Consider the following 13,314-nt stretch of genomic DNA (forward strand, 5'->3'; position numbering starts at 1 on the left):
CTTCGCCACATCGACCGCACACACCCGCTGCCAGACCTGCTCACTGTCGGCGTCCGGGATCTCCTCGACCCGCCTGCCACCCATCCCTCGTTCCCTTCCGTGCACCCGTGATCGACCAGGAGGCAGGCCGCCCGGGGGCCTCGGTCGGAAACCGAAAATCTGACCGGCGTGCTCGAAGCAACAATGCGTGACCCGTGAGGTCCGTGGCCCCGGCGCCAGACTTGCACACGGCCTCAAACGGACCAAGATCGATCGGCGTCGGCGGGCGACCTACCCACCATTTTCACGCCTGCGCGGCGTCCCGAAGAGACCGGGTGACTTGCACATTCGGCCCCGGAGAAAGGTGCGAATGCCCTTGCGCGGGGCGCAAAGTGCAAGATCGGCGCGTAGGGTCAGCGGGCCTCGGCGTCGTCCATGGCTCGGTAGATGCGCTGCTCCGACACGGGGTAGGGGGTGCCGAGGGCCTGGGCGAAGACGTTCACCCGCAGCTCCTCGATCATCCAGCGGATCTGGCGGACCGCCGCCTCCTGGCGCCGGGCCGGGGGCAGCGCGGCGAGCATGTCCTGGTACTCCTTCTGCACCACGGCGATCCGATCCTGCTGCTGCTTGTCCCGCTGCGGGTTGCCCGGCAATCGGTCCAGCCGCCGCTCGATCGCGGTCAGGTAGCGCAGCACGTCGGGCAGGCGCGCGTACCCCGTCTCGGTGATGAAACCCCTGTGCACCAGGCCGGTGAGCTGGTTGCGGATGTCGGCCAGGGCGGCCACCACCGCGAGGTTCCGGGTGGCGCCGAGCCGCTGCTCCACCGCGTACCCGGCGGCCAGCACCCGGCGTACCCGCTCCATCACCTCGACGACCGTGTCCACCAGGTCGGTCCGCACCTTGTCGCGCAGCGCGGCGAAGCCCTCGGCGTCCCAGGCCGGGCCGCCCGCGTCACCGATCAGCTTGTCGATCGCCGCGCCGGCCGCGTCCTCGATCAGCTCCGGCACGCTGCCGTGCGGATTGCGGGACAGCGCCAGCTTCGCCTCGTTGCTCAGCCGCCCCTGTAGGAACTTCGCCGGTGACGGCAGCGTCAGCCGCAGCAGCCGCCGGGTGCCGGCCCAGTGCGCGGCCTCCTGCTCGGCGGCCGAGTCGAACACCTTCACCCCGACCGTCGCGCCCTCGTCCACCAGCGCCGGGTACGCGGTCACCGCGAATCCGGCGCGTACCTGCTCGATGGTGCGCGGCAGCGCGCCGATCGACCACCCGGTCAGCCCGGTACGGGCGACGTCCGGCGCGGCGGCGGCCACGACCTGGCGTACCTCCTGGCGCAGCTCGCGTTGCAGCGCCGGCAGGTCCTTGCCCTCGGCGACCGGCTTGTCGTCGTCGCCGAGCACCCGGAACGTGACCCGCAGGTGCGCCGGCAACCGGCCCAGGTCCCACGCGTGGCCCGGGACGGTCACGCCGGTCATCCGGCGCAGCTGCCGGGTCAGCGCCGCCAGCAGCGGCTCCTCACCCGGGGTGATCGCGGCGAGCGCGGCGCGCGCGTAGTCGGGCACCGGCACGAAGTTGCGCCGTACCGGCTTGGGCAGCGACCGGATCAGCGCGATCACCAGCTCCTCTCGCAGCCCCGGCACCTGCCAGTCGAAGCTCTCCGCCGGCACCTGGTTGAGCAGCGGCAGCGGGATGTCCACAGTGACGCCGTCGGTGGGCGCGGCCGGGTCGAACGTGTACGTCAGCGGCAGCGTCACGCCGTCGGACCGCCACTCGTCCGGGTAGTCCTCCTCGTCCACAGCGCCCCGGCCGTCGTTGACGAGCAGCTCGCGGGTGAAGGTGAGCAGGTCGGGCCGCTCCCGGCGGGTCTTCTTCCACCACGTGTCGAAGTGCCGGCCGGAGACCACGTCGGCGGGGATGCGCTGGTCGTAGAAGGCGAAGATGGTCTCGTCGTCGACCAGGATGTCGCGGCGCCGGGCCCGGTTCTCCAGCTCCTCGATCTCGGTCAGCAGCTTCTGGTTGTCCCGCCAGAACTGGTGGTGGGTCTGCCAGTCGCCCTCGACCAGGGCGTGCCTGATGAACAGCTCCCGGCTCAGACCTGCGTCGATCCGCCCGAAGTTCACCTTGCGTGAGGTGACGATCGGGATGCCGTACAGCGTGACCTTCTCGTAGGCCATCACCGCGGCCTGCTTCTTCTCCCAGTGCGGCTCGCTGTAGCTGCGCTTGACCAGGTGCTGTGCGAGGGGCTCGACCCATTCCGGCTCGACCCGTCCGGCGACCCGGCCCCACAGCCGGGACGTCTCCACCAGCTCGGCGGCCATCACCCAGCGCGGCGGCTTCCTGAACAGGGCCGACCCGGGGAAGATCGCGAACTTCGCGCCTCGCGCGCCGAGGTACTCGTGCTTCTGGGCGTCCTTCAGGCCGAGGTGCGACAGCAGGCCGGGCAGCAGCGACTGGTGCACCTTCGGGGTGTCGATCTCCTCGGGCAGGTCCGCGCCGACGCCGCGCCGGCCCTCACCCTTGTCGGAGGTACGGAGCACCTGGCGCAACTGGCTGACGATGTCCTGCCACTCGCGTACCCGGAGGTAGTTGAGATATTCGGCCTTGCACATCCGGCGGAACGCGCTGGACGACAGTTCCCGCTGCCTCTCCCGCAGGTGACGCCACAGGTTCAGGTACGCGACGAAGTCGGACTCGGAGTCGGCGAACCGGGCGTGCGCCTGGTCGGCCTGGGCCTGCTTGTCGGCCGGGCGTTCGCGCGGATCCTGGATGGACAGCGCGGCGGCGATCACGACCACCTCGGTGGCGCAGCCGTTGCGCTCGCCTTCGAGCACCATCCGGGCCAGCCGGGGGTCGACCGGGAGCTGGGCCAGCCGCCGCCCCAGCGCGGTGAGCCGCTTCGCCGGGTCGGTCTCGGCCGGGTCGAGCGCGCCCAGCTCGTGCAGCAGGTTGACGCCGTCGGTGACGTTGCGCCGGTCCGGCGGGTCGATGAACGGGAACGCCGCCACGTCGCCGAGCCCGATCGAGGTCATCTGGAGGATGACCGAGGCCAGGTTGGTCCGCAGGATCTCCGGGTCGGTGAACTCGGGGCGGGAGTCGAAGTCCGACTCGTCGTAGAGGCGGATGCAGATGCCGTCCGAGGTACGCCCGCAGCGGCCCTTGCGCTGGTTGGCGCTGGCCTGGGAGACCGGTTCGATCGGCAGCCGCTGGACCTTGAGGCGGCTGGAGTAGCGGGAGATCCGGGCCGTGCCCGGGTCCACCACGTACTTGATGCCGGGCACCGTCAGCGAGGTCTCCGCGACGTTCGTGGCCAGCACCACCCGGCGGTTGCTGTGCGCGGCGAAGACCCGGTGCTGCTCGGCGGTGGACAGCCGGGCGTACAGCGGCAGGATCTCGGTGCCGAGCAGCGAGCGCTTGGACTGCACCAGCTTGCCCAGCGCGTCGGCGGTGTCCCGGATCTCCCGCTCGCCACTGAGGAACACCAGGATGTCGCCCGGCCCCTCGGCGGCCAGTTCCTCGACCGCGTCGCCGATGGCCTGGATCTGGTCCCGAACGTTCTCCTCGTCGGCCTCGTCCTCCTCGTCGGCCCCGGTGACCTCGACCAGCGGCCGGTAGCGGACCTCCACCGGGTAGGTGCGCCCGGACACCTCGACCACTGGTGCCGGGTTGCCCTCGGCGTCGGCGAAGTGCTTCGCGAACCGGTCGGTCTCGATGGTCGCGGAGGTGATGACCACCTTGAGGTCGGGCCGGCGGGGCAGGAGCTGCCTGAGATAGCCGAGGATGAAGTCGATGTTCAGGCTGCGCTCGTGCGCCTCGTCGATGATCAGCGTGTCGTACTGCCGCAGCATCCGGTCGGTCTGCAGCTCGGCCAGCAGGATGCCGTCGGTCATCAGCTTGACCAGGCTGTTGTCGCCCACCTGGTCGGTGAAGCGCACCTTGTAGCCGACCACGTCGCCCAGTTCCGTGCCGAGTTCGTCGGCGATCCGGTCGGCGACCGTACGGGCGGCGAGCCGGCGGGGCTGGGTGTGGCCGATCAGGCCGGTGACGCCGCGCCCCAGCTCCAGGCAGATCTTGGGGAGCTGGGTGGTCTTGCCGGAGCCGGTCTCGCCGGCCACGATCACCACCTGGTGGTCGCGGATCGCGGCGGCGATGTCGTCCTTACGTTCGCTGACCGGCAGCTGCGGCGGATAGGTGAGCGCCGGCACGGCCGCGTGGCGTGCCGCCAGCCGCGCCTCGGCCCGGGTCACCTCGGCCCCGATCTCGGCCAGCGCGGCCTCCCGCCGCTGCGGGTCGCGCAGCCGCCGCACGCCGTCGAGCCGCCGCTGGAGCCGCCGCTGGTCGCGGAACATCAGGGGGGCGAGGCGGCGGTGCAGGTCGCGGGCGGTCTCGGGGGCGGCGGGTACGGCTGGATTCTGCATGTCGTCGCCAAGGATAGGCAGCCGCGCGGCGGACCGCCCCCGGGTTACCGGCGTCGGGCGTGCCCTCCCTGTCCGGGCCGTCCCCGCCGGATAGGGTTGCCGCCGACGAGGCCGACGGACGAGGCCGACGAGGGGCGGGGATGATCATGCGGGACACCGACCGGGCGCTCGTGCAGGCCGCCACCGCCGTCGCGAAGCTGCGCTGCCGCAGCGACAACCACACCGTCGCCGCCGCCGTACGCAGCACCGACGGCCGGGTGTTCAGCGGGGTGAACGTCTACCACTTCACCGGCGGCCCGTGCGCCGAGGTGGTGGCTCTCGGCGCCGCCGCGACCCAGGGCGCCGGTGAGCTGGAGACGATCGTCGCGGTGGGGGACCGGGGCCGGGGCGTCCTGCCGCCGTGCGGGCGCTGCCGTCAGGTGCTGCTCGACTACTTCCCGTCGATCAAGGTGATCGTCGGCCCGCCCGACGGGCTGCGCGCGATCCCGGTCGCCGACCTGCTGCCCGAGACGTACGTCTGGTCCGACCAGCAGGTCGAGGTGCCGGTGGCCGCCCGCGCCGGCGTGTGGCCGACGCCGGTCGTGCCCGGCAGCAGGCAGGCCCCGGAGGACTGAGCCGCCTCAGTCGCCGGACGCCGCCTCCAGCATCGAGCGGGGGACCGGCACCTGCTCGAAGCGGACCTGGCCCTCCGGCACCATCCAGCTGCTCACCTGCGCGACCAGCCGTCCCGCCCGGACCGCCGGGTCGTTCGCGTACAGCTCACGGGCCATCTGCGGGTCCACCGACAGCACCACGAAACCGCGGACCCGCCCGTCGTCGCCGTCCAGGAACGGCCCTGCCGCGAGCACCGCGCCCTGTTCCACCAGCCCGGCCTGGTGCGCCAGGTGGGCGTCCTGGATCCGGTCGAGTGCGTCCTGCGGCAGGTCCGGCGCGTCGTCCGGGCGGACCAGGAGCACCACCGTGTGCCTGTCGAATCGCATGTCCTCAGGCTAGGCGCTCCCAGGCATCGACACCGGCGGGTTAGGTACGGCCCTCGTGACGCTCCGGCTCGGGTCACGCTCCGGCCCGCTCCCCCGGGACGGCGAACGGCCGCCCCGGGGGAGCGGGACGGCCGTCGGCCGGGCGGCGGCCCGGTTCGCCGGATGGCAGGTCGCGGCGGTCGGTCAGGCGGCGGTGGACCAGATGGCCCGGAACGCCGCTGCCTCACCGGCCAGCCACTGCTCGATCTGCTCGGGCTTGACGTCGGCGGGCATCCGGTGCGCCTCGCCTCGCCGCACGTCGACCAGTACCGGCTCGGCATGCGGCAGCACGGCGTCCATGTGCCGGGCCATCAGGTGCAGCGTGGCGAGCGTCGCCTCCTCGCTCGGCGGCGCCTCGTCGAAGTGCAGCCGGATCGCCTCGGCCCGGCCGTCGGCGTACCGGACGCCGAACTGCGGGTTGATCTTCACGGGCAGGTCGCCCAGCATGGCCAGCGCGTCGCGGGTCTGGGCCAGGTCGACGCCGGCCGGCTCGCCGAGCGACTGCAGCCAGCGGGTCGCGCCCGGCACGAGCGCCTCGTGGAGCGGACGCCAGCGCGGCTTGACCAGATCGGCGACCTGCGCGAGGTGGGTGCCGCCGGTGTGGAAGGCGACGTCGGCCTTGAGGGCCTTGACGAACTGGCCGTGCGGGTTGAAGCCGTGCCGGCTGGCCCGCTGCCGGCGCAGCCCGCCGACGAAGGTGGCCTTGGTGGGACCGGTGCGGTCGACGTACCGGGTGAATCCGAGGAGGGTGGCGTAGGGGGTGACAGGGGTCGCGGAGGTGGGCGCAGTCACGAGCATCCTCCCAGTTCAGAAGCTCGATTAGTACACACATTCTAATCGACGGGTCTGACATCGCCCAGGGTGCGAAAGGGGTATAGCCGGCCCGTTCGCCGCCGGCCTGCCGACCCGACGGGACACCGCGCGCGCGACACGTCCCCTAGAGTGCGGTTCTTCCACGCCTCTCGTTCGGAGTATCGATGCGATCCCTCACGGCCCGATGGCCCCGCCTCGCCGCCGGCGCGGCGCTGCTGGCCACGACCGCGCTCTTCGTCCCGTCGGCCCCGGCGCACGCCGCCGACGAGCTGCCCGACCTGTCCGTCTCCTTCTCCACCGACCCCGTCGCGGAGATCGACAACAGCGGCACCACGGTCGGGATGTACGTCTCCAACTACGGCCAGGCCGACGCGACGGCGGTGACCGTCACGCTCGACCTGGGCAAGCTGTCGTCCGACGTGGTCGCCTCGGTGCCCGACTGGGTCGACTCCTGCAAGCTGGCAGCCCAGAAGGTCACCTGCACCGTGGGTGGCCTGGCACCCGGCCAGACCGAGCACACCTACCCGTTGTCGCTGGCCAGCCGCACCGGTGCGGCCCCCGGCGACGCCGGTTCGGTGGGGGTGACCATCGCCGGCGCGCAGGACGACGCCAACCCCGGCGACAACACCGCCGGCTTCCCGGTCACGATCGTCGCCTCGGGGCCCGACCTGGTCGCCGCCGCCGCGGACCTGAACGACAAGTCCAAGCCGGTCGGCGAGGGCGACCGGGTCCCGCTCTACAGCGGGGTGCTGAACGAGGGCGACAGCCCGGCCACCGACTTCACCGTCCGGGTCGACCTGCCCACCGGCGCCACCTTCGTCGAGCGGTACAGCGACTGCACCTACGTCGGCTACTACCCGAAGAACGTCGGCCTGCCCTACGTCTACGGGCCCGGCCAGGTCACCTGCACCGTGCCGCTGACGCTCAAGCCCGGTGAGGGGCTGCTGCTGTTCGACGACGAGACGGGCGAGTCGCTGTTCAACATCACGTTCGGCCGCAACCTGCCCGGACCGGCCGAGAACTACGCCTTGTTCAGCACCGCCCTGGCCGGTGAGGCCGAGACGGCCAAGAAGGCCGCGGCCACCAAGGGCAACGGTCCGTCGTTCGCCGCCGCCGCCGAGAAGCTGCACGCCAAGGCGGTACGGGCGGGCCTGGCCCGCAAGTCCGTCGTGGAGCGCGAGCTCGACGAGTCGGACAACTACGCCGACTTCCGATACTGGAGTAGGAAGAACACCCTCGACGTCGCCGTCACCGCCCCGCCGGTGCGGGGCGCGATCGGGCAGACCGTCGATCTCACCTACGAGGTCGTCAACAACGGCCCGTCCGACGGGGGCGGCCCCGGAGTCGTCATCACCGCGCCGAGCGGGACCGTCCTGCTGCCCAGCGAGTGGTGCTACACCGACGGCCAGCCGGGCAACACGTTGCCCGAGTCGGCGAAGCTGCGGTGCAACTTCGAGAGCGAGTTCCCGAGCGTCGCCTCCGGCTACGGCCGGATCAAGCCGACCGTCAAGTTGAAGATCAAGTCGACGCCGGGTACCGACGGCACGATCGTGGTCGACGGCGCCACGTCCTCGACCGAGTCGAAGCCGGAGAACAACACCGCGCGCATCGTCGTCGCCGTCGGCAACGGCGGCCCGGGCACCGGTGACTCCGGAGACGGCACCGGCGGCACCGGCGGCGGCCTGCCGATCACCGGCGCGCCAGCGGCCACGCTCGCCGGGGTCGGCACCGTCGTGCTCGCGGCCGGCGCGGTCCTGTTCGTCCTGTTCCGTCGTCGTCGCGTGGCGTTCCAGGCACCGCGCGACTGATCCGGCACTGTCGCGGGGGCGGAACCGGACCGGTTCCGCCCCCGCGGCGTACGTCAGCCGGGCACCACTACAACTGGCCGACGTCGGTGATCCGGACCACCGCCGCGCCGGTCTCGTCCGAGGCGGCCAGGTCGACCTCGGCGCTGATGCCCCAGTCGTGGTCGCCGTCCGGGTCGTCCAGGATCTGCCGGACGGTCCACCTGTCGCGGCCCTGTTCGATCATCAGCAGCGCCGGCCCGCGTGCGTCCGGCCCCACGCCGATCGCGTCGTACGACTCGAAGTACGGCTCCAGCGCGTCGGCCCAGGCGTCGGCGTTCCAGCCGTCGCCCGCGTCCAGCTCGCCGAGCAGGTCCCAGCGGCGCAGCGCGGCCAGCTCGACGCGGCGGAACATCGCGTTGCGCACCAGCACCCGGAACGCCCGCGCGTTGCGGGTCACCGCCGGCGGCCGGTCGTCCAGCGAGGCGGCCAACTCGGCCACGTCCGACGGGTTGCGCAGCCGCTCCCACTCGTCGATGAGGCTGGAGTCGACCTGGCGGACCAGTTCGCCCAGCCACTCGATGAGGTCGACCAGTTCCTCGGTCTTGGCGTCCTCGGGGACGGTCTGCCGCAGCGTCTTGTACGCGTCGGCGAGGTACCGCAGCACCAGTCCCTCGGACCGGGACAGCCCGTAGAACTGGACGTACTCGGGGAACGTCATGGCCCGCTCGTACATGTCGCGGACCACTGACTTGGGGGAGAGCTGATGGTCGGCGACCCACGGGTGGCCCTGCCGGTACATCTCGTACGCGGACTCCAGCAGCTCGGCCAGCGGCTTGGGCCAGGTCACCTCGTCGAGCAGTTCGAGGCGCGCCTCGTACTCGATGCCCTCGGCCTTCATCGCGGCGACCGCCTCGCCGCGGGCCTTGAACTGCTGCGCGGACAGCACCTGACGCGGGTCGTCCAGGATCGACTCGATCACGCTGAGCACGTCGAGCGCGTACGAGGGCGACTCGCGGTCGAGCAGTTCGACGGTGGCCAGCGCCAGCGGTGACAGCGGCTGGTTCAGCGCGAAGTCGAGCTGGAGGTCGACGGTGAGGCGTACCCGGCGGCCGGTCTCGTCCGGTTCGGGCAGTTCCTCGACCACGCCGCCGGCGCGCAGCGCCCGGTAGATCGCGATGGCCCGGCGGATGTGCCGGCGCTGGGCGGCCGGATCCTCGTGGTTGTCGGTGAGCAGGTGCCGCATCGAGGCGAACGCGTCACCGGGGCGGCCGATCACGTTGAGCAGCATGGAGTGGCTGACCTGGAAGCTGGAGGTGAGCGGCTCCGGCTCGGCCTCGACCAGGCGCTGGAACGTCGGCTCGCCCCAGCCGATCGAGCCCTCCGGCGGCTTCTTCTTCACCACCTTGCGGCGCTTCTTCGGGTCGTCACCGGCCTTCGCGAGCGCCTTGGAGTTCTCGATCACGTGCTCGGGGGCCTGCACCACGACCCGGCCCAGCGTGTCGAACCCGGCCCGTCCGGCCCGTCCGGCGATCTGGTGGAACTCGCGGGCCTTCAGCAGGCGCGTCCGCTCCCCGTCGTACTTCGAGAGGCCGGTGAACAGCACCGTACGGATCGGCACGTTGATGCCGACGCCGAGCGTGTCCGTACCGCAGATGACCTTGAGTAGGCCGGCCTGGGCGAGCGTCTCGACGAGGCGGCGGTACTTCGGGAGCATGCCGGCGTGGTGCACGCCGATGCCGTGCCGGACCAGCCGGGACAGCGTCTTGCCGAAGCCCGAGGTGAACCGGAAGTTGCCGATCGCACTCGCGATCATGTCCTTCTCCGCGCGGGTGCAGACGTTCACGCTCATCAGCGCCTGCGCCCGTTCCAGCGCCGCGGCCTGGGTGAAGTGCACGACGTACACCGGGGCCTGCTTGGTCTCCAGCAGCTCCTCCAGGGTCTCGTGCAGCGGCGTGGTCGCGTACGAGAAGAGGAGCGGCACCGGCCGCTCGGCCGAGCGGACGACGGCGGTCGGCCGCCCGGTGCGCCGGGTCAGGTCGTCGACGAAGCGGGTGGTGTCGCCGAGCGTGGCGGACATCAGCACGAACTGGGACTGCGGCAGTTCGATCAGCGGGACCTGCCACGCCCAGCCCCGGTCCGGCTCGGCGTAGAAGTGGAACTCGTCCATGATCACCTGGCCGACGTCGGCGCGGCGGCCCTCGCGCAGCGCCAGGTTGGCCAGGATCTCCGCGGTGCAGCAGATGATCGGCGCGTCCGCGTTGACGCTGGCGTCGCCGGTGAGCATGCCGACGTTCTCCGCGCCGAAGACCTCGCAGAGCGCGAAGAACTTCTCCGAGACCAGCGCCTTGATCGGCGCGGTGTAGAAGGTCGTCCGGTCGTCGGCCAGCGCCGCGAAGTGCGCCGCGATCGCCACCAGGCTCTTGCCCGAGCCGGTCGGCGTATTCATGATCACGTTCGCGCCGGAGACGATCTCGATGACCGCCTCCTCCTGATGGGGATAGAGGTCGAGGCCGCGCTCGGACGCCCAGGAGGCGAACGCGTCGTAGAGGGTGTCGGGATCGGCGGTCTTCGGCAGCGCGGCGGTGAGAGTCATGGCGGCTCCCATCGTGCCTGGATCACACCACGCCGCGCCAACCGGGTTCAGCGCAACGGGTTCAGCGCCGCCGGTGGATCAGGTCGAAGACCTCCCGGCCCGCGGTCAGTGCGCGCCGCTCGAACTTCGTCACCGGCCGGTGCGCCGGACGGGGCGCGTAGCCGCCGTACACGTCGACCAGCTCCGGGTCGGCGGTGAGCGTCTGGCGCATCGACTCGGCGTACTGCGCCCAGTCCGTCGCGCAGTGCAGCGTGCCGCCCGGCGCCAGCCGGGACCGCAGCAGCGCCACGTGCGCCGGCGCGATGATCCGCCGCTTGTGGTGGCGGGTCTTCGGCCACGGGTCCGGGAAGTAGACGTGCACCGCGTCCAGGCAGCCCTCCGGCATGGCCCGGACCAGGTCCAGCGCGTCCCCCTCGGCCACCCGCACGTTGTCCAGACCGTGGCGTTCCACCAGGTCGAGCAGGTTGGCGATTCCCGGCGTGTGGACCTCGACCGCCAGATAGTGTCGGTCCCGGTCGGCCGCCGCCATGGCGGCGGTGGCGTCGCCCATGCCGGAGCCGATCTCCAGCACCAGCGGCGCCCGTCGTCCGAACAGCACCGTCGGATCGCACGGCCCGTCGAGGGCGGCGATCTCGAGGCCGTACGCGGGCCAGAGCCGGGTGAGCGCGTCGCGCTGCCGCTCGCTCATCCGTCCGCGACGCGGATGGAAGGTGCGGATGCGGCCGGCGGCGATGTCGGGAAGGGTCACAGCGACCCGAGCCTAGCCCGCATCGGATGTGATGTGCGGCCAGGGGTGAGAGGATTCATCCCGTACGCCGGGAGGGGTCATGGGGTCGTTCAGGGTACGTGAGGCGCTGCTGGTCGCGGTCGCCGCGTGCGCCGCCCCGCTGGTCGGTGCGGTGGCCGCCCAGGCCGCGCCGCGCGCCGCCGAACCGGTGCCGGACCAGCCCCCGGCCGACGTGATCTTCGTGGAGGTCACCCCGGGCACCGTCTCGCCCGGTTACCTCGTCGGCATCCGGGCGAGCTGCCGGAACAACACCGTACCGGCGATCGTGACCTCGGACGCGTTCGGCAAGATCCAGGTGCAGCCGCAGCGCGGCCTGCTCACCGCCACGCCGATGGTCCACGAGCGCACCCGGCCCGGCAACTACCGGGTCAAGCTGGAGTGCCCCGGTGGGGAGACCGCCTCGACCATGCTCCAGGTGGTGAAGGCCGGCCAGCCGGCCCGGCAGCCGACCCACCAGCCCGGTCATCTGCCCAGCCGTGGCCCGGCGACCGGCTTCGGCGGCACCGCCGGGCCCGGGCTCGGTGGCCTGCTGGTGCCCGTCGGGCTGGCGGTGACGGTGGTCGGCGCCGGGCTCGGCGTGGCCGCGTCCCGCCGGCACGCCCGCGGCGCCGCCGGAGGCTGAGGCCGCCATGGCCGAGCACTTCGTCCCGCCGCCCGCCGGAGCACGGCGCTCCGTCCGGCCGTTACCCGCCCTGCCGCCGCCCGCCGCGCCGCCGACCGCCGGGACCCGGTCGGCTGCCGTGCCGGTCTCCGGGTCGCGGCCGTGGATGCCGCCGCCCGCCGCGTCGCGACCGTGGTATCCGCCGTCGGCCGATCCGCCGGCCCTGCGCCCGGGGCCTGCCGGGCCGCCACCGGCCGGGCCGCCACCGGCGTCGCCGGGTGGGCGGGACCGGGGCCGCAGTTCCTGGTCGAAGCCGCTGGCAGTGGTGCTGGTGCTGGTCGGCGTGTTCGCCACCGGGGCCGGGCTCGGCCGCACGGCCGGGCCGTTCGACTTCGCCGACGCGTCGGCCGGGTCGAGCCAGGCGAACGGCTCGGGCGCGGCGGCCCCGGCGGGCGCTGCCGCTGCGGTCCGGAAGCCGGCGAGCCGGCCGGTACGCCTGGCGGTGCCGGCTATCAAGGTCAACGCACCGGTCACGCCCGTCGGGCAGGCGAGGGACGGTTCGGTGGACGTGCCGCCGCTGACCGAGCACGACCAGACCGGCTGGTACGACAGGGCAGCGGTGCCCGGCGACCCGGGCCGGGCGATCATCGTGGGCCACGTCGACACCAAGAGCGGTCCGGCCGTGTTCTACCGGCTGCGCTCGCTCAAGCCCGGCGCGCGGATCCAGGTGACCCGCGCCGACCGGAGCGTGGTGACCTTCACGGTGGACAGCGTCGAGTACTTCGACAAGTCGAACCTGCCGGCCGCCCGGGTCTACGGCGACTCGGGCCCGGCCGAGCTGCGGCTGATCACCTGCGGCGGCGAGTGGGTCGGCGGCCGTACCGGCTACCAGGACAACGTGATCGTCTTCGCGTCCCTCACCCGCTGACCGCCCCCGAACCGACCCGCCCCGGCCGCGACGAGCCGGGCTTGGCGCGGCGGAGAAGGAGGGGGTCAGGGCCGGGCGGGGACCTGCTGGACCACCTCGAACTCCAGCAGGGTGGCGCCGGTGGCGACGGGCTTGCGGGGTTCGCCGCCCTCGGCGTGCGCGGCCCGGGACGGGCCCTGCGCCCACGCCTGGTAAGCCTCCTCGCTCTCCCAGCGCGTGTACACGAAGTAGCGGGTGTCTCCGGCGACCGGACGCAGCAGTTCGAAGCCGAGGAAACCGGGGGAGTTCTCCACCGCGCCGGCCCGGGCCGCGAACCGCTTCTCCAGCTCCTCGCCGGCGCCGGACGGGACGTCGATCGCGTTGATCTTCACGACAGCCATGCGTACACCCTAACGAGC

Annotated in this window: 10 protein-coding genes; 4 read left to right on the forward strand and 6 right to left on the reverse strand. The window is 72.4% G+C overall.

The features are described 5' to 3' along the window. Positions 1-392: 392 nt before the first annotated feature. Positions 393-4,388, reverse strand: a complete 3,996-nt coding sequence (hrpA, locus tag GA0070215_RS20080; RefSeq protein WP_091048524.1) for an ATP-dependent RNA helicase HrpA — start codon at positions 4,386-4,388, stop codon at positions 393-395. Positions 4,389-4,528: 140 nt separating this feature from the next. Here hrpA and GA0070215_RS20085 point away from each other — a divergent pair, with 140 nt between their 5' ends. After that, positions 4,529-5,002 carry a cytidine deaminase family protein gene (locus GA0070215_RS20085; protein ID WP_018784915.1) on the forward strand — a complete coding sequence of 158 codons (474 nt, stop codon included), beginning with the start codon at positions 4,529-4,531 and terminating at the stop codon, positions 5,000-5,002. A 6-nt stretch (positions 5,003-5,008) separates the two neighbouring features. On the opposite strand, the gene GA0070215_RS20090 is transcribed toward GA0070215_RS20085, so the two are convergent. Next, the gene (locus GA0070215_RS20090; protein WP_018784916.1) at positions 5,009-5,368 is read right to left on the reverse strand and encodes a YciI family protein; all 360 of its coding nucleotides are present in this window, start codon (positions 5,366-5,368) and stop codon (positions 5,009-5,011) included. A 183-nt stretch (positions 5,369-5,551) separates the two neighbouring features. Beyond that, the gene (locus GA0070215_RS20095) at positions 5,552-6,199 is read right to left on the reverse strand and encodes a hypothetical protein (RefSeq protein ID WP_026267767.1); all 648 of its coding nucleotides are present in this window, start codon (positions 6,197-6,199) and stop codon (positions 5,552-5,554) included. A 185-nt stretch (positions 6,200-6,384) separates the two neighbouring features. Between GA0070215_RS20095 and GA0070215_RS20100 the strand changes: the two genes are divergently transcribed. Then, a complete protein-coding gene (locus GA0070215_RS20100) occupies positions 6,385-8,028 on the forward strand; it encodes a peptidase (protein ID WP_091048527.1) in 1,644 nt (547 codons plus the stop codon). A 67-nt stretch (positions 8,029-8,095) separates the two neighbouring features. Here GA0070215_RS20100 and GA0070215_RS20105 read toward each other — a convergent pair whose 3' ends face one another. Together GA0070215_RS20105 and trmB are read right to left on the reverse strand one after the other, a co-directional pair. After that, a complete protein-coding gene (locus tag GA0070215_RS20105) occupies positions 8,096-10,600 on the reverse strand; it encodes a DEAD/DEAH box helicase (protein ID WP_018784918.1) in 2,505 nt (834 codons plus the stop codon). A gap of 61 nt (positions 10,601-10,661) precedes the next feature. Next, positions 10,662-11,288 carry a tRNA (guanosine(46)-N7)-methyltransferase TrmB gene (gene trmB, locus GA0070215_RS20110; protein WP_244167079.1) on the reverse strand — a complete coding sequence of 209 codons (627 nt, stop codon included), beginning with the start codon at positions 11,286-11,288 and terminating at the stop codon, positions 10,662-10,664. Positions 11,289-11,427: 139 nt separating this feature from the next. Between trmB and GA0070215_RS20115 the strand changes: the two genes are divergently transcribed. Together GA0070215_RS20115 and GA0070215_RS20120 are read left to right on the forward strand one after the other, a co-directional pair. After that, positions 11,428-12,009 carry a hypothetical protein gene (locus tag GA0070215_RS20115; protein WP_091048535.1) on the forward strand — a complete coding sequence of 194 codons (582 nt, stop codon included), beginning with the start codon at positions 11,428-11,430 and terminating at the stop codon, positions 12,007-12,009. A 202-nt stretch (positions 12,010-12,211) separates the two neighbouring features. Continuing rightward, positions 12,212-12,916 carry a class F sortase gene (locus tag GA0070215_RS20120; protein ID WP_208600387.1) on the forward strand — a complete coding sequence of 235 codons (705 nt, stop codon included), beginning with the start codon at positions 12,212-12,214 and terminating at the stop codon, positions 12,914-12,916. 65 nt (positions 12,917-12,981) lie between these two features. Here GA0070215_RS20120 and GA0070215_RS20125 read toward each other — a convergent pair whose 3' ends face one another. After that, on the reverse strand, positions 12,982-13,296 hold the full coding sequence (locus GA0070215_RS20125) for an antibiotic biosynthesis monooxygenase family protein (protein WP_091048543.1): 315 nt from the start codon (positions 13,294-13,296) through the stop codon (positions 12,982-12,984). Positions 13,297-13,314 lie beyond the last annotated feature (18 nt).

The sequence above is a fragment of the Micromonospora marina genome (assembly GCF_900091565.1).
Classification (GTDB): Bacteria; Actinomycetota; Actinomycetes; order Mycobacteriales; family Micromonosporaceae; genus Micromonospora; species Micromonospora marina.

What these genes read in the sequence shown, in the direction of transcription:
- hrpA (WP_091048524.1), bottom strand. Translation starts at nt 4,388, where the DNA reads ATGCAGAATCCAGCCGTACCCGCCGCCCCCGAGACCGCCCGCGACCTG.
- GA0070215_RS20085 (WP_018784915.1), top strand. Translation starts at nt 4,529, where the DNA reads ATGATCATGCGGGACACCGACCGGGCGCTCGTGCAGGCCGCCACCGCC.
- GA0070215_RS20090 (WP_018784916.1), bottom strand. Translation starts at nt 5,368, where the DNA reads ATGCGATTCGACAGGCACACGGTGGTGCTCCTGGTCCGCCCGGACGAC.
- GA0070215_RS20100 (WP_091048527.1), top strand. Translation starts at nt 6,385, where the DNA reads ATGCGATCCCTCACGGCCCGATGGCCCCGCCTCGCCGCCGGCGCGGCG.
- GA0070215_RS20105 (WP_018784918.1), bottom strand. Translation starts at nt 10,600, where the DNA reads ATGACTCTCACCGCCGCGCTGCCGAAGACCGCCGATCCCGACACCCTC.
- trmB (WP_244167079.1), bottom strand. Translation starts at nt 11,288, where the DNA reads ATGAGCGAGCGGCAGCGCGACGCGCTCACCCGGCTCTGGCCCGCGTAC.
- GA0070215_RS20115 (WP_091048535.1), top strand. Translation starts at nt 11,428, where the DNA reads ATGGGGTCGTTCAGGGTACGTGAGGCGCTGCTGGTCGCGGTCGCCGCG.
- GA0070215_RS20125 (WP_091048543.1), bottom strand. Translation starts at nt 13,296, where the DNA reads ATGGCTGTCGTGAAGATCAACGCGATCGACGTCCCGTCCGGCGCCGGC.